The sequence below is a fragment of the Nocardioides cremeus genome, assembly GCF_030518195.1.
Classification (GTDB): Bacteria; Actinomycetota; Actinomycetes; order Propionibacteriales; family Nocardioidaceae; genus Nocardioides; species Nocardioides cremeus.
The window spans coordinates 69,714-84,010 of record NZ_JAULSC010000008.1 but is presented as its reverse complement, the minus strand read 5'-3'; the positions used below and the strand labels follow the sequence as shown (position 1 = coordinate 84,010).

Genomic DNA, 14,297 nt, shown 5'->3' with positions numbered 1-14,297 from the left:
CGGGCAGCCGCTCCGCCCATCACGAGTGGTGCGTGGTCAGCGACGCAGACCGAGGCGCTCGATGATCGAGCGGTACCGGCTGATGTCGGACTTGTTCAGGTAGTTCAGCAGCCGGCGGCGCTGACCCACGAGGAGCAGCAGGCCACGACGGCTGTGGTGGTCGTGCTTGTGGGTCTTCAGGTGCTCGGTCAGGTGGCTGATGCGGTGGCTCAGCAGCGCGATCTGCACCTCGGGCGAGCCGGTGTCGCCCTCGGCGACGGCGTACTCGGCGATGATCTTCTTCTTGGTCTCCGCGTCGGTTCCGATCGACATGCGGGCTCCCTTCTCGCCCCAGCTGGGGCTCTCGCTGCGCGGCGCGCCGGGGCCTGTTCACCCGGGCACTCTTGGTCCGCGGCCGTTCTACGGCAACCGGGCAACAATAGCGACGAGCGGCGCCCAACCCGAAATCCCGGGTCGGACGCCGCTCGTGGGCCGCCAGCAAGTGTGCCTGCGCGGCGCGGCTGCGGGAGCAGCTCAGACGTCGTGCTCGGTGCGGCGCTCGCTGACCGAGCCGTCGGAGTGGGTCGTGGTCTGCGTGGTGCCCTTGCGGCGGTTGGAGTTGAGCGTGACCGCGGTCAGGATCAGCACGCCGAGGCCGACGATGGTGAGGATCCAGCCGACCATCTGCAGGTCGACACCCTCGATGGCGTCCTGCACGGCGAGCGCGAGGATGAGCCCGAGGGCGATCAGGAAGGCTCCGAGTCCGTAACCCATGGTGTGTCCTTTCGTCGGTGGCGCCCCGGTCAGGGGAGGGCGAGGGGCGCCTCGGAGCATGGTGTCCACCAAGGGCGCCGGCTAAACCCCTGGACTAGACGGGGACTGGACGGGGCCCTCGGTGTCGCGCTGCGCGCGCAGGGCGAGGTAGACCGCACGCACCCCGACCGCGCGCTCGAGCTCGCGGGTGACCCGGCCGAAGAACTGCTCGCGGTAGGTGTCGTCGGTGACGGTCGAGACCGCCAGGTAGAGCAGCGAGAAGGCCGCCAGGAACAGCGAGACCTTGCCCAGCGGCACCGAGACCTGCACCAGGTAGGGCAGCTTGGTGATCTCGTCGCGCTCCAGCCCGGTCCAGGCCGACTGCACGTCGACGCCCATGGTCAGGGCTCCGAACAGCAGGAAGAAGACGAGGACGCCACCGGCCATCAGCAGCACCTGGGCGGCCTGGATGACGACCATGAACGCCACCAGGTTGGCGCGCTCGAAGCCGGTCACCGTCGCGTACGACGCCGGGTCGGCGTCGGGGTCGGCCACCAGGCGGGCGCACTCGTCCTCCAGCGGGGTGCCCGCGCAGGCGCGCACCAGGAAGGCGTCGTCGACCTCGTCGTCGACCTTGTCGACCTCCTCGGGCAGCCGCACGGCCAGGAACGCCACCGCGAGCACCGCGAAGAGCAGGACGACCAGCCACAGCGCGCCGGTCTCGAGCTCGGCGGCGAGCTGCCAGACCTCGGCGTTGATGAACAGGAACGTGACGAAGACCAGCAGCAGCGGCAGCGCCCGGGTCGCCAGCGGCAGCAGCGAGCGCAGCCCGGCCACGGTGCGGGCCAGCGCCCAGGTCACGATCGGTCGGGCGTGCAGCACGGTGAGCGCGTAGACCACCGTGGCGACGATGACCAGCGAGAGCACGACCGCGGGAGCGGCGCTGAACTGCCCGGTCACCCAGGCGAGAGCTCCCCCGGCGGCCGCAGCGACCAGCGCGACCAGCAGCAGCCGCGGCACGGTGCGCCGCGGGGAGAGCGCCGCCCGGGCCTCGGTGCGCTTCTCGGGCACGAAGTAGGACAGCCCGTTGGCCAGGAACCAGGCGTCGGTGCGCTCGAGCGGGTCGTCGCCGCGACCGTGCCGTCCGCGCAGGGGCAGCGAGGGACGCGACGGCACCGGCTCAGGCCCCCCGGGTCTCGCGCAGCAGCTCGCGCGCGCCCGCCACGTCGTCGGCCATCTGCTCGAGCAGCTCGTCGACGGAGTCGAAGGCGGCCATCCCGCGCAGCCGCTCGACGAAGCCGACCTCGACCTCGACGCCGTAGAGCTCGAGGTCGGTGCGGTCCAGGACGTAGGTCTCGACCCGTCGCTCGCGCTCGCCGGCGAAGGTGGGGTTGGTGCCGACGCTGATCGCCCCCGGGTGGGTCTCCCCCGTGTCGAGGCGCCGCAGCCACCCGGCGTAGACCCCGTCGGCGGGCGCGGCGGTGCGCGCGTCGATCGGCACGTTGGCGGTCGGGTAGCCCAGGTCGCGCCCGCGCTGGTCGCCGCGCACCACCTCGCCACGCACGGCGTACGGCCGCCCCAGCGCCTCGGCCGCGCCGGCGACGTCGCCGGCAGCCAGGCAGGTGCGCACGTAGGTGGAGGACCACACCTGCGGTCCCCCGTCGAGCTCGATGCCCTCGGCGCTCAGGTCACGCTCGGCGCCCAGCTCGACCAACGCGGCGACGTCGCCGCTGGCGCGGTGGCCGAAGCGGAAGTTGGCACCGACCACGACCGCGGCGGCCCCGAGCCCGTCGACCAGGACCCGGTCGACGAACTCCACGGGCGACCAGGAGGCCACGTCGCGGTCGAAGGGCAGCGCCAGCACCGCGTCGGCGCCGGCCTCGGCGAGCAGCTCGGCGCGGGCCTCGAGCGAGGTGAGCGCGCTGGGCGCGTGCTCGGGGCGCAGCACCGCCATGGGGTGCGGGTCGAAGGTCACGACCACGAGCACCAGGCCGCGGTCGTCGGCGACGCGGCGGGCTCGCGCCAGCACCTGGCGGTGGCCCAGGTGCACGCCGTCGAAGTTGCCGATGGTGACGGCGGTGCGGGCCAGGTCGGCGGGCACGTCGTCCAGGGAACGCCAGAGCTGCACGGGCACGACCCTATCCCCGGCTCAACCCTGCACGAACACCGCGACCGGGCGGGCCCGGCCCTCGCGCGGCTCGTAGAGGGCCAGGAACTCCCCGTCGGGGTCGAAGACGCCGGTCAGGGTGTCGAGGGGCAGGTCGAGCGGCCGCCCGACGCGCACGTCGCGCGCCTGCTGCGCGTCGAGGTCGGCGGCGGGGAAGGCAGCGCGTGCGGCCACCGCCAGCGGCAGCACCGCGAACTCCTCGGCCAGGTCGTCGAGGGTGCGGGCGACGGCGAGGTCGTAGGGGCCCACGGCGGTGCGGCGCAGCGCGGTGAGGTGGCCGCCGGTGCCCAGCAGCGCGCCGGCGTCGCGGGCGACCGCGCGCACGTAGGTGCCCGACGAGCAGCGCATGGTGATGTCGGCGTCGAGCACCTCGAGGCCCTCGACGCTGCTGCGGCGCACGTCGTGGACGACGAGCTCGTGGATCGTCACGGGTCGCGCCTCCAGCTCGACCTGCTCACCGTCGCGCACCCGCTGGTAGGCGCGCTTGCCGTCGACCTTGATCGCCGACACCGCGGTCGGGACCTGCTCGATGTCGCCGACGAATCCGGTCAGCGCGTCGCGGACCTGCTGCTCGTCGACGCCCGCGGCGCCGGGGGTGGCGCTGACCTCGCCCTCGGCGTCGTCGGTGCCCGTCGAGACCCCCAGCCGCACCGTGGCGGTGTACGCCTTCTCGGTGAGCATCAGGTGGCCCAGCAGGCGGGTGGCGCGGTCGACCCCGAGCACCAGCACGCCCGTGGCCATCGGGTCGAGGGTGCCGGCGTGCCCGACCTTGCGGGTGCCGGCCAGGCGCCGCACCCGGGCGACGACGTCGTGGGAGGTGATCCCCGCGGGCTTGTCGACCACGACCAGCCCCGGGGTCACCGGCGCGGAGGGCCTCACGCCTCCGGCTCGTCCTCGTCCGCGGCCGCGTCGTCGTCCTCGGCGGACTCCTCGCGGGGCTTCTTGTAGGGGTCGGCCTCGCCGGCGTACGCCGCGCCGCGCTGGGCGGCGACGGCCTCGTCCTGCGCCCGGGCCCGGGCCAGCACCTCGTCGAGCTGGCGAGCGGTCTCGGGCAGCGCGTCGTGGATGAACTCCAGCGTGGGCGCCAGGCGCATGCCGAGCTGCTTGGCGACCTCGGAGCGCAGCAGCCCCTTGGCCGACTCCAGCGCGGCCGCGGTGGCGGCCAGCTGGGCCTCCTCGTCGTCGGTGGCACCGGGCCCGCCGGCGCCGAGCACGGTGTAGAAGACGCTGGCGTGCTGGGTGTCACCGGTGACACGCACGTCGGTGACGGTCACGAAGCCCAGACGCGGGTCCTTGACCCGACGCTCGAGCATCTCGGCGACGATCACCTGGATCCGGTCGGCGATCTTGCGCACCCGGGGGTTGGTCATGTTCCTACCTTACGAACGTGGCGGTGTGAGTCGAGCGGGCGCCCGCCCCCACCGAGGTGGGGACGGGCGCCCGGGTGTCGCGTGCTGCGCTCAGGCAGCGGGTCGTGCTGGGCTCAGCCGCGCGGGATCTCCTTCATCTCGAAGGCCTCCACGACGTCGCCCTCCTTGATGTCCTGGAAGTTCTTGAGCACCAGACCGCACTCGAAGCCCTCGCGGACCTCGGAGGCGTCGTCCTTCTCCCGCTTCAGCGAGGCCAGGTCGAGGTTGTCGGCCACGACGTTGCCGTCGCGGATGACCCGCACCTTCGCGTTGCGCCGGATCAGGCCGCTGGTGACCATGCAGCCCGCGATGTTGCCGATCTTGGAGGAGCGGAAGATCGCGCGGATCTCCGCCTGACCCAGGGTCGACTCCTCGTAGATGGGCTTGAGCATGCCCTTGAGGGCCGCCTCGATCTCCTCGATCGCCTGGTAGATGACCGAGTAGTAGCGGATCTCGACACCCTCCTTGTCGGCCATCTCGGTCGCCTTGCCCTGGGGCCGGACGTTGAAGCCGATGATGATCGCGTCGGAGGCGGCCGCGAGGTCGACGTTGGTCTCGGTGATCGCACCGACGCCGCGGTCGATGACCCGCAGGCTGACCTCGTCGCCGACGTCGAGGGCGGACAGGGCGTCCTCGAGCGCCTCGACCGAACCGGACACGTCGCCCTTGAGGATCAGGTTGAGCTCCTGGCTCTCGCCCTTCTCCATGGAGGCCATGAAGTCCTCGAGCGTGCGGCGGACGCGACGCTTGGCCTGCATGGCCGCACGCTCGCGCGCCTCGCGCTTCTCGGCGATCTGGCGGGCCATCCGGTCGTCGTCGACGACCAGGAAGTTCTGGCCCGCACCCGGGGTGGCCGTGAGGCCCAGCACCATCGCGGGACGCGACGGGTCGGCCTCGGTGATCGACTCGCCGTGCTCGTCGAGCATGGCGCGCACCCGGCCGTACGCCGGGCCCGCCACGATCGAGTCGCCCACGCGCAGCGTGCCGCGCTGGACCAGGATCGTGGCGACCGGACCGCGACCGCGGTCGAGGTGCGCCTCGATGACCAGGCCCTGCGCGTCCTGCTCGGGGTTGGCCCGCAGGTCGAGCGAGGCGTCGGCGGTCAGCACGACGGCCTCGAGCAGCTTGTCGAGGTTGAGCTCGGACTTGGCCGAGACGTCGACGAACATCGCGTCGCCGCCGTACTCCTCGGGCACCAGGCCGTACTCGGAGAGCTGGCCACGGACCTTGGTCGGGTCGGCGCTCTCCTTGTCGATCTTGTTGACCGCGACCACGATCGGCACACCGGCCGCCTTGGCGTGGTTGAGCGCCTCGATGGTCTGGGGCATCACGCCGTCGTCGGCCGCGACCACGAGGATCGCGATGTCGGTGGCCTGCGCACCACGGGCACGCATCGAGGTGAACGCCTCGTGGCCCGGGGTGTCGATGAAGGTGATGCGTCGCTCGTTGCCGTCGACGTCGGTGGTGACCTGGTAGGCACCGATGTGCTGGGTGATGCCACCGGCCTCCTTGTCGACGACGTTGGCGCTGCGCAGCGCGTCGAGGAGCTTGGTCTTGCCGTGGTCGACGTGACCCATGACGGTGACGACCGGGGGCCGCACCATCAGGTCGGACTCGTCGCCCTCGTCCTCGCCGAACTCCAGGTCGAAGGACTCGAGCAGCTCGCGGTCCTCGTCCTCGGGCGAGACGACCTGCACGGTGTAGTTGAGCTCCTCACCGAGCAGCTCGAGCGTCGCGTCGTTGACCGACTCGGTCGCGGTGACCATCTCACCGAGGTGGAAGAGCATCTGCACCAGCTGGGCGGCGTCGACGCCGACCTTCTCGGCGAAGTCGGTCAGCGAGGCGCCGCGCGCCAAGCGCACGATCTCGCCGTTGCCCTTGCGGACACGCATGCCGCCCAGGGTCGGGGCCTCCATGGCCTCGAACTCCTGACGACGCGCCCGCTTCGACTTGCGACCGCGACGCGACGGCCCGCCGGGGCGACCGAACGCACCCTGGGTCTGGCCGCGCTGGCCGGGACGACCGCCACCGGGACGGCCACCGCCGCCGGGACGACCGGCGAAGCCGCCGGGAGCGCCACCGGGACGACCGGGAGCACCGGCGCCACCGCGACCCGGAGCACCGGGACGGCCGCCGGGGCCGGGACGGCCGGCGCCGGGAGCGGGACGACCGCCGGGGCCCGAGCCGAAGGCGGCCGGGGACTTGGGCATCATCGCCGGGTTGGGGCGCGGCATGCCGGAGCGCCCGGGGGCGCCACCGTCACGGCCGGCCGGCGGACGCGGCGGGCGCTGGTCGCCGGCGCCGGGCGCCGACGGGCCACGCTCGCCACCGGGGGCCGGGGAGGGCTTGCGGCCCATGCCCTGGCTCGAGGAGAACGGGTTGTTGCCCGGACGCGGGGTGCCGGGGCGACCGACCGGACGCGGGGCCGGCTTGCCGGCACCCTCGCCACCGTCGGACTTGGCGGCAGGCGCCTGGGGCTCGTCCTTGGCCGGGGCCTGCTTGGCCGCGGGACGCGGGGCCGGCTTGGGGCCGGGACGCGGTGCGCTCGGGGCCGCGGGGGCCTCGGCGGCGGGGGTCTCGGGGGCGGCGGGCGCCTCGGGAGCCGCAGCGGCGGGTGCCTGCTCGGCGGCGGGCGCCTCGGGGGCCTCCGGGGTCTCCGGGGCGGCGGCCGGCTTGGGCGCCTTGGGGCCCGGCTTGGGGCCGGGTCGGGCGGAGGAGGCCGGGCTGGCCGGGGCGGGGCTGGCAGGCGTCTCGGCCTTCAGCTTGTCGCCGTACTCCTTGCGGAAACGCATCTCCGCCGGCAGCTCCACGGTGGAGCTCGCCGACTTGACGAACTCCCCCATCTCCTTGAACTTCTCGAGAACGAACTTGCTCTCGACGCCGAACTCCTTGGCGAGCTCGTGTACGCGGGTCTTGGCCACAATTCTCCTTCTGGCCCCAGACCCGGGTCACGGGCGTCCTGGGGACCGTTAGTGGTGGTGCAAACTCATCGGGAAGAACTCATCGAGTGCTCATGAGCTGCTGCTCCAGTTCCTGGTCGTCCGGGCGGTCATCGGACCGCCTCGCTGTCTTCGGTGCTGTTGCTGGTCGTGCTGGTCTGGCTGGTCGTGCTGGTGCTGGCCGCGAGGTGCTCGGCCACCGGTGTGCTGGAGAGTCCCGGCCCGCCGCTGACGCGCAGCGCCCGGGCGAAGGCCCTCCTCCGCACCGCGAGGTCGAGGCACGCGGTCGTCGGGTGCAGGTGCGCCCCACGACCGGCCGCGCCGCCCCCGGGATCGGGCACGACGGCCGGGTGGCCGTGCGGGTCCGAGCCGACGACGAGACGCAACAACTCGTCCTTGGCGGCCCGCTCCCGACATCCCACGCAGGTCCGGACGGGCCCGCTGGAGGCGGGATCGGCCGTGGGCGCAGGGACAACGTCTGGAGGGACCACCAGCGACAACCTTAGCGGGTCGGACCCCCAGGGACCGAACCGGGAGGCTCAGGAGGGAGGCGCCACGACCTCGGTCTCGCGGGGTGCCTCGTCGCTGCGGATGTCGATGCGCCACCCGGTCAGCCGCGCGGCCAGGCGGGCGTTCTGGCCCTCCTTGCCGATGGCCAGCGAGAGCTGGAAGTCGGGCACGACCACGCGCGCCGAGCGTGCCGCGGCGTCGACGATCTCGACGGAGGTGACGCGCGCCGGGGACAGGGCGGAGGCGACCAGCGTGGCGGGGTCCTCCGCCCAGTCCACGATGTCGATCTTCTCGCCGTTGAGCTCGGCCATCACGCTGCGCACCCGCTGGCCCATCGGGCCGATGCAGGCACCCTTGGGGTTGACTCCGGACGCGCTGCTGGTGACCGCCATCTTGGTGCGGTGCCCGGCCTCGCGGGCCACCGCCGCGATCTCGACGGTGCCGTCGGCGATCTCGGGGACCTCGAGGGCGAAGAGCCGCTTGACCAGGTTGGGGTGCGAGCGCGAGAGCGTGATCTGCGGGCCGCGCATGCCCTTGCGCACCGAGACCACCAGGCACTTGATGCGGGTGCCATGGCTGTAGTCCTCGCCGGGGACCCGCTCGCTGACCGGCAGCAGCGCCTCGAGCTTGCCGAGGTCGACCATCACGTCGTCGGGGTTGCGACCCTGCTGGATCACCCCCGAGACGATGTCGCCCTCCTTGCCGGCGAACTCGCCGAAGCGCAGGTCGTCCTCGGCGTCGCGCAGGCGCTGCAGCATGATCTGCTTGGCAGTCGTGGCCGCGATCCGCCCGAAGCCCTGAGGGGTGTCCTCGAACTCGCCGATCTTCTTGCCGTCGTCGTCGAGCTCGGCGGCCAGCACGGTGACGTGGCCGGTCTTGCGGTCGAGCTCGACCCGCGCCTCCTCGTAGGCACCCGTGGTCTTCTGGTAGGCCATCAGCAGCGCCTGCTCGATCGCCTCGACCAGGACCTCGAAGGAGATCTCCTTCTCGCGCTCCAGCATCCGCAGGATGCTCATGTCGATGTCCATCAGGCGTCCTCCCCCGACTCGTCGGTGTTCTCGTCGGTGATGTCGTCCTCGACGTCGTCGTCGTCGGGCTCGTCGGGCTCCCCGGCAGCGGCGGCGGCCGGGCGGTTGAACTCGACCTGCACCAGCGCCTTGGTGACCTCGGCGTAGTGCACCTCGTGCTCGGCGCCGTCGACCTCGACCGTGGCGGCGTCCGCACCCGCGGCGAGGATCCGCCCGGTCAGGGTGGTGCCGTCGGCGGTCGTCAGCTTGACCAGCCGGCCGGCGTTGCGGCGCCAGTGCCGCTCGAGCGTCAACGGGCGGTCCACGCCGCGCGAGGTGACCTCGAGGGTGTAGGGCTGCTCGCCCATCACGTCGGACTCGTCGAGGACCCGGTTGACCTCGCGGGTGGCCGCGGCCACGTCGTCGAGCGTCACGCCGCCGTCCTTGTCCACGGCCACGCGCAGCACCCGGCGCTTGCCGGCCGGAGTGATCTCCACCGCCTCGACGTCGAGCTCGAGGGCCAGCAGCGGCGCGACGAGCTCCGCCTCGATCCGGTCCCTGGTGGTGTCCTGGTTGGGCTGGGTCACGGGTCGGAGACCTCCGGTGTTCTCTTGTGCTGGTGCGGGCGTAGCGGTGCGGCCACGATAGCCCCTGTCCGGCCCGGGGCGCGCTTCGGCCGATAGGGTCGGGCGGTGCCCCACGAGCCCTCCGCGACCCGACGTACGGCGCTGCGCGCCCTGGTCCTGGGGGCCCCGGTGCCGCTGCTGCTCGCTGCCTGCAGCGACGCGCCCGCGACCGATCTCACACCCGGCGCCGGCGTCGAGGACGCCGAGTCCGAGCCCGACTCGGCGGTCGTCGCCGGGGTGCTGGGCGAGGTCGGTGCCCTGGTCGCGCTGCTCGAGGCGACCCGGGACCGCCACCGTGCGCTGCGCGGCCCGCTGGCGCCGGCCCTGCGTGCGCACCGCGCCCAGCTCGAGGCGGTGCTGGCCACCGGCGCCGACGACCCGGGACCGCGTGGGCGGGCCCGGGTGCCGGGGCGGCCGGCCGCTGCGCTCCAGGCGGTGCGCGAGCGCGAGGAGACCGCCCGGCGACGGCTCGTCGGCCTCGCGGTCGACGCCGAGAGCGGCGCGCTGGCCCGCCTGGTCGCGGCGGTCTGCGCCGGCGTGTCCCAGCAGCAGGTGCTTCTCGCCGACGTCACCCCCGCCGGAGGTGCCTGATGAGCACCGTCGAGGCCCTCCAGCAGACGCTGGCCGCCGAGCACGCGGTCGTCCACGTCTACGGCACCCTCGGCGCGGCCACCTCGCTCTCGGCCACGCCCGAGCTCTACGAGCGGATCTCGCTGGCCTGGGCGGCCCACCGCGACCGCCGCGACGCGCTCGAGGTCGAGCTGCGCGATCTCGGCGAGGAGCCGGTGGGCACCCGCGTGGCGTACGACGCCCCCGGCCCGCTCGGCACCCCCGAGCAGGTCTCCGCCACCGCGGCGCTCCTCGAGCAGCGCTGCGCCACGACGTACGCCGCCCTCGTCGCGGCCACGTCGGGTCCGCGCCGACGCGCGGCCGTCGAGCTGCTCACCGATGCCGCGGTGGCCGTGCTGGGCTTCGGAGGTGCGGCCGAGCCGCTGCCCGGGCTGGACCAGCAGGCCTGAGCCCGGCGGCCCCCGCCGGCCGCCTGCGAGGGAGTCCCGAGATCTCCCCCGCAGGGCCGGCGTCAGGAGCGCCCTGCTGGGGGGCCCGGCGCTCCTGACACCTCGATCATGCCCTGCGCCGAGGGCCTCCACCCACCACTCGGCTCCTCACAAACCTGCATTGCAACAACCTGCAGCGAACGGCGCGGGCGCCCGCGGCTAGCGCCAGCCGGCGACGATCGCGTGCACGTCGGCGAGGCGGTGCGCCACGGCGTCGGGCACGCCCTCGGTGTGGCCCACCTGGCCGGCGGGGATGCGGCTGTGCGGCACGTGCACCGCGCGCATGCCGGCCTGCTGGGCGCCCCACACGTCGTCGTAGAGCCGGTCGCCGACGTACACGCAGCGGGCCGGGTCGTCGACGCCCACGGCGCGCATCGCGGCGGCGAAGGCGTGCGACGAGGGCTTGGTCCACTCGATCTCGCTGGAGTAGACGTCGCCGTCGACGAGGTCGTAGACCCCGTCGCGCTCGAGGAAGCCGACGTGCCACTCACGTGGCCACAGCGTGTTGGAGAGGATGCCGACCTTCAGCCCGTCGGCGCGCAGCGCCTCGAGCAGCGGGCGCACCTCGGGATCGGTGGCGGTGTGCGGCTCCCAGAACTCCCGGAAGGCCGCGAGCAGGTCGGGGTCGTGGTCGAGGCCGGCCTCCACGAAGAGGTCGGCGATCGTGGCGCTGCGCTGGTGGTCGCGGCTGCGACCCCAGACGACCTCGCCGGCCGAGAGCAGCCGGGCGGCGTGCTCGCCACCGTCGTCGAGCAGGGCGTCGTCGGTGGTGGTGGGGGTGCGGCGCACGGCCGCGGCCAGCGCCAGCGACTCCGCGTGGAAGTCGACGTCGTGCCAGCGGGTCAGGGTGCCGCCCCAGTCGAAGATGACGGCGTCCACGCCCGGCACGCCCGTCTCCCCCGGCACCCCGGCGCTCACCGGCGCACGAGGTCGACCAGGTGCGCCACGACGTGGTCGGCGGCGACCGCGGTCTTCTCGCCCGTGGCGCGGTCCTTGACCTCGACCTCGCCGGTCTCGGCCAGGCCGCGGCCCACCACGACGATGGTCGGCACCCCGATCAGCTCGGCGTCCTTGAACTTCACGCCGGGGCTGACCTTGCCGACGCGGTCGTCGTAGAGCACCTCGACGCCGGCCTCGGCCAGCTCGTGGGCGATCCGCTCGGCGGCCGCGATGATCGACTCGTCCTTGCCGGCGGCGACCAGGTGGATGTCGGCCGGCGCGACGTTGCGCGGCCAGCACAGCCCGATGTCGTCGAGGGTGCCCTCGGCCACCGCGGCGACCGCCCGGGTCACACCGATGCCGTAGGAGCCCATCGTGACGGTGACCAGCTTGCCGTTCTCGTCGAGGACCCGCAGGTCGAGCGCCTCGGCGTACTTGCGGCCGAGCTGGAAGATGTGGCCCATCTCGATGCCTCGCGAGGTGCGCAGGGTGCCCTCGTCGCAGCGCGGGCAGGCGTCGCCCTCGCGCACGTCGGCGGCCTCGATGGTGCCGTCGGGGGTGAAGTCGCGCCCGGCGACGAGGTCGAGCACGTGGCTGCCGTCGACGTTCGCGCCGGTGACCCAGCGGGTGCCCTCGACCACGCGCGGGTCGACGAGGTAGCGGATGCCCGAGGCGCTCTCCTCGCCCAGCACGCCGGGGCCGATGTAGCCCTTGACCAGCGCGGGGTGCTCCTTGAGCGCGGCCTCGTCCATCGGCTCGACCTCGATCGGCTCGAGCTGGCCCTCGAGGCGCTTGAGGTCGACGTCGCGGTCGCCGGGCACGCCGATGGCCAGCGGCTCGCGCTCCCCGGTGGGGTGGCGCAGCTGCACGAGCACGTTCTTGAGCGTGTCGGCGGCCGTCCAGGCCCGGTCGCCGCGGGGGTGCTCGGCGTTGAGGTGGTCGACCAGCGTCTCGATGGTCGGCGTCGCGGGCGTCTGCTCGGCGTGGGCGGCCGGCGCGTCGTCGTACGGCACCGGCGCGGGGGCGCGCACCTCGACGGCCTCGACGTTGGCGGCGTAGTCGCAGGTCGTGCAGCTGACGTAGGTGTCCTCGCCGACCTCGGCCTTGGCCAGGAACTCCTCCGAGCGCGAGCCGCCCATCGCGCCCGAGGTCGCCTTGACCACGACGTACTCGAAGCCGAGGCGGTCGAAGATGCGCACGTAGGCGTCGCGGTGCTGCTGGTAGCTCTCGTCGAGCCCCGCGTCGTCGACGTCGAAGGAGTAGGAGTCCTTCATCGTGAACTCGCGCCCGCGCAGCAGGCCCGCGCGGGGGCGCGCCTCGTCGCGGTACTTCGTCTGGATCTGGTAGATCGAGAGCGGCAGGTCCTTGTAGGAGGAGTACAGGTCCTTGACGACGAGGGTGAACATCTCCTCGTGGGTGGGGCCCAGCAGGTAGTCGGCGTCCTTGCGGTCCTTGAGCCGGAAGATGCCGTCGCCGTACTCGGTCCAGCGGCCGCTGGCGTCGTAGGGCTCGCGGGGCAGCAGCGCCGGGAAGCTCAGCTCCTGGGCGCCGATGGCGTCCATCTCCTCGCGGACGATGGCCTCGATGTTGCGCAGCACCCGCAGGCCCAGCGGCAGCCAGGTGTAGATGCCCGGGGCGGCGCGGCGGATGTAGCCGGCGCGCACCAGGAGGCGGTGGCTGGGGACCTCGGCGTCGGCCGGGTCCTCGCGCAGCGTCCGCACGAACAGCTGGGACATCCGCAGGATCCGGGCAGAGCTCCGCGTCGAGGCAGTCATGGGCGCAAGGGTACGGCGGGCGGGACCGGCGCTGCGCACCGGTTTCCGGCTGGCTCCCGGAGCACGGCAACCTTTCGGTGCCGGGCTGCGTCTCTTTGGCACTGGGCCCTCCACCGGCGAGCGCCCCTCCCCCTCGGAGGACCACCATGAACCGTCTGTCCACCGCTCTCGCAGTCCTGGGCCTGGGCGCCCTGGGCACGGGCCTGCTGCCCGGGGCCGTCGCCGCCGAGCCGAGCATCGAGCCGCGCCCCACCACGATCCGGCTCGAGCGGCTCGAGCGCGGCGCCGACGCGGGAGCGCCGTACGTCGAGGGCCGCCGCATCGTCGACGGCCCGCGCAGCACCCGGGTGCGCGGCCAACAGCTGCGCCTGCTCGGCACCCGCCCCGACGGGCGCTACGTCGTGGTCGTGCACCGCGACGGGCGCGCGCAGGTGCGCGCGGTGACCCCCGGGAAGGGGTCGCGCAAGATCCTGCCGGTCTACGAGCAGGAGACGGCGACGCTCTCCGGTGACGGCACCACGCTGGTGACCGCGCTGTACCGGTACCGCATGGGACACACCGTCCTGCGCGCCTACGACAGCACCGGTGGGGAGCGGCTCGGGCTCCGCAAGCGAAAGGGCTACGAGGTCGTGCTCGACGCCGACCCGACCACCGTCGTGCACTCCGGTGACAGGGGGCCCGTGGTCGCCTGGGACCTGACCACCGACTCAGGACGCCGCATCAGCGCCCGCCCCGGCTACGCAGCGGATCTCGCGAACGACCGGCTCGGGGTCCTCACCAAGGACCCCTACGAGGGCGGGTGCTCCGTGGTGAGCCCGATCTCCGACCCGGCCACCACGCTGTGGCGCTCCTGCGAGGAACGGGTGGTGCGGTTCTCCCCGGACGGCAGCCACCTCGCGACCGTCCACCTCCTCAACGACGGCCTCGGCCCCTCGGAGGTGTGGGTGCGCACCGTCGGCGGTGAGCTGACCGGTCGCTACCGGGTCCGCTCCGGCTACTTCACGCAGATCTTCTTCGAGGACGCCGACACCCTCCTGCTCGACACTTCCACCGAGGAGGCCACGGCCGCGGTGCGCTGCACCGACGGCGACTGCGAGCTCGCTTCGGACCTCGGGCCCGGCGAGCAGCCCTGAGG

At 73.4% G+C, this 14,297-nt stretch carries 15 protein-coding genes; 3 read left to right on the top strand and 12 right to left on the bottom strand.

Features of this window, described 5'->3' with window-relative positions; genetic code table 11:
- Positions 1-36: 36 nt before the first annotated feature.
- The 10 genes from rpsO to rimP form a co-directional block, all read right to left on the bottom strand.
- Positions 37-312, bottom strand: a complete 276-nt coding sequence (gene rpsO, locus QWJ41_RS10255) for a 30S ribosomal protein S15 (protein ID WP_193670462.1) — start codon at positions 310-312, stop codon at positions 37-39.
- Positions 313-513: 201 nt separating this feature from the next.
- Positions 514-753 carry a DUF6458 family protein gene (locus QWJ41_RS10250; protein WP_302707912.1) on the bottom strand — a complete coding sequence of 80 codons (240 nt, stop codon included), beginning with the start codon at positions 751-753 and terminating at the stop codon, positions 514-516.
- An 81-nt stretch (positions 754-834) separates the two neighbouring features.
- The gene (locus tag QWJ41_RS10245) at positions 835-1,908 is read right to left on the bottom strand and encodes a hypothetical protein (protein WP_302707910.1); all 1,074 of its coding nucleotides are present in this window, start codon (positions 1,906-1,908) and stop codon (positions 835-837) included.
- A gap of 4 nt (positions 1,909-1,912) precedes the next feature.
- Positions 1,913-2,860, bottom strand: coding sequence for a bifunctional riboflavin kinase/FAD synthetase (locus QWJ41_RS10240; protein ID WP_302707909.1), 948 nt, complete (start codon positions 2,858-2,860; stop codon positions 1,913-1,915).
- 21 nt (positions 2,861-2,881) lie between these two features.
- A complete protein-coding gene (truB, locus tag QWJ41_RS10235; RefSeq protein ID WP_302707907.1) occupies positions 2,882-3,778 on the bottom strand; it encodes a tRNA pseudouridine(55) synthase TruB in 897 nt (298 codons plus the stop codon).
- The gene (rbfA, locus tag QWJ41_RS10230) at positions 3,775-4,269 is read right to left on the bottom strand and encodes a 30S ribosome-binding factor RbfA (RefSeq protein WP_302707906.1); all 495 of its coding nucleotides are present in this window, start codon (positions 4,267-4,269) and stop codon (positions 3,775-3,777) included. The genes truB and rbfA overlap by 4 nt, the downstream gene beginning before the upstream one ends.
- Before the next feature lie 113 nt (positions 4,270-4,382).
- Positions 4,383-7,229 carry a translation initiation factor IF-2 gene (gene infB / locus QWJ41_RS10225; protein WP_302707904.1) on the bottom strand — a complete coding sequence of 949 codons (2,847 nt, stop codon included), beginning with the start codon at positions 7,227-7,229 and terminating at the stop codon, positions 4,383-4,385.
- Between the two features lie 128 nt (positions 7,230-7,357).
- A complete protein-coding gene (locus tag QWJ41_RS10220) occupies positions 7,358-7,669 on the bottom strand; it encodes a DUF448 domain-containing protein (protein ID WP_302708048.1) in 312 nt (103 codons plus the stop codon).
- A 117-nt stretch (positions 7,670-7,786) separates the two neighbouring features.
- Positions 7,787-8,785: a transcription termination factor NusA gene (nusA, locus tag QWJ41_RS10215; protein WP_302707902.1), complete on the bottom strand. Its 999-nt coding sequence runs from the start codon at positions 8,783-8,785 to the stop codon at positions 7,787-7,789.
- Positions 8,785-9,351 carry a ribosome maturation factor RimP gene (gene rimP, locus QWJ41_RS10210; RefSeq protein ID WP_302707901.1) on the bottom strand — a complete coding sequence of 189 codons (567 nt, stop codon included), beginning with the start codon at positions 9,349-9,351 and terminating at the stop codon, positions 8,785-8,787. The genes nusA and rimP overlap by 1 nt, the downstream gene beginning before the upstream one ends.
- 105 nt (positions 9,352-9,456) lie before the next feature.
- On the opposite strand from rimP, the gene QWJ41_RS10205 reads away from it, so the two are divergent.
- Positions 9,457-9,981 (top strand): hypothetical protein, encoded by a 525-nt coding sequence (locus QWJ41_RS10205; protein ID WP_302707899.1) that lies wholly within the window; start codon positions 9,457-9,459, stop codon positions 9,979-9,981.
- On the top strand, positions 9,981-10,409 hold the full coding sequence (locus tag QWJ41_RS10200; protein WP_302707897.1) for a ferritin-like domain-containing protein: 429 nt from the start codon (positions 9,981-9,983) through the stop codon (positions 10,407-10,409). The genes QWJ41_RS10205 and QWJ41_RS10200 overlap by 1 nt, the downstream gene beginning before the upstream one ends.
- A gap of 198 nt (positions 10,410-10,607) precedes the next feature.
- Here QWJ41_RS10200 and QWJ41_RS10195 read toward each other — a convergent pair whose 3' ends face one another.
- Both QWJ41_RS10195 and QWJ41_RS10190 read right to left on the bottom strand, forming a co-directional pair.
- Positions 10,608-11,366 (bottom strand): HAD family hydrolase, encoded by a 759-nt coding sequence (locus tag QWJ41_RS10195; RefSeq protein WP_302707895.1) that lies wholly within the window; start codon positions 11,364-11,366, stop codon positions 10,608-10,610.
- Positions 11,363-13,162, bottom strand: a complete 1,800-nt coding sequence (locus tag QWJ41_RS10190) for a proline--tRNA ligase (RefSeq protein WP_302707893.1) — start codon at positions 13,160-13,162, stop codon at positions 11,363-11,365. Before QWJ41_RS10190 ends, QWJ41_RS10195 begins: the two co-directional genes overlap by 4 nt.
- Positions 13,163-13,308: 146 nt before the next feature.
- On the opposite strand from QWJ41_RS10190, the gene QWJ41_RS10185 reads away from it, so the two are divergent.
- Positions 13,309-14,295, top strand: coding sequence for a WD40 repeat domain-containing protein (locus tag QWJ41_RS10185; RefSeq protein WP_302707891.1), 987 nt, complete (start codon positions 13,309-13,311; stop codon positions 14,293-14,295).
- Positions 14,296-14,297: the final 2 nt, after the last annotated feature.

Bases quoted from the DNA above. Each gene is read 5' to 3' on its own strand.
- QWJ41_RS10185 (WP_302707891.1), top strand. From the start codon at position 13,309: ATGAACCGTCTGTCCACCGCTCTCGCAGTCCTGGGCCTGGGCGCCCTG.
- QWJ41_RS10200 (WP_302707897.1), top strand. From the start codon at position 9,981: ATGAGCACCGTCGAGGCCCTCCAGCAGACGCTGGCCGCCGAGCACGCG.
- nusA (WP_302707902.1), bottom strand. From the start codon at position 8,785: ATGGACATCGACATGAGCATCCTGCGGATGCTGGAGCGCGAGAAGGAG.
- rbfA (WP_302707906.1), bottom strand. From the start codon at position 4,269: ATGACCAACCCCCGGGTGCGCAAGATCGCCGACCGGATCCAGGTGATC.
- rpsO (WP_193670462.1), bottom strand. From the start codon at position 312: ATGTCGATCGGAACCGACGCGGAGACCAAGAAGAAGATCATCGCCGAG.
- QWJ41_RS10250 (WP_302707912.1), bottom strand. From the start codon at position 753: ATGGGTTACGGACTCGGAGCCTTCCTGATCGCCCTCGGGCTCATCCTC.
- QWJ41_RS10190 (WP_302707893.1), bottom strand. From the start codon at position 13,162: ATGACTGCCTCGACGCGGAGCTCTGCCCGGATCCTGCGGATGTCCCAG.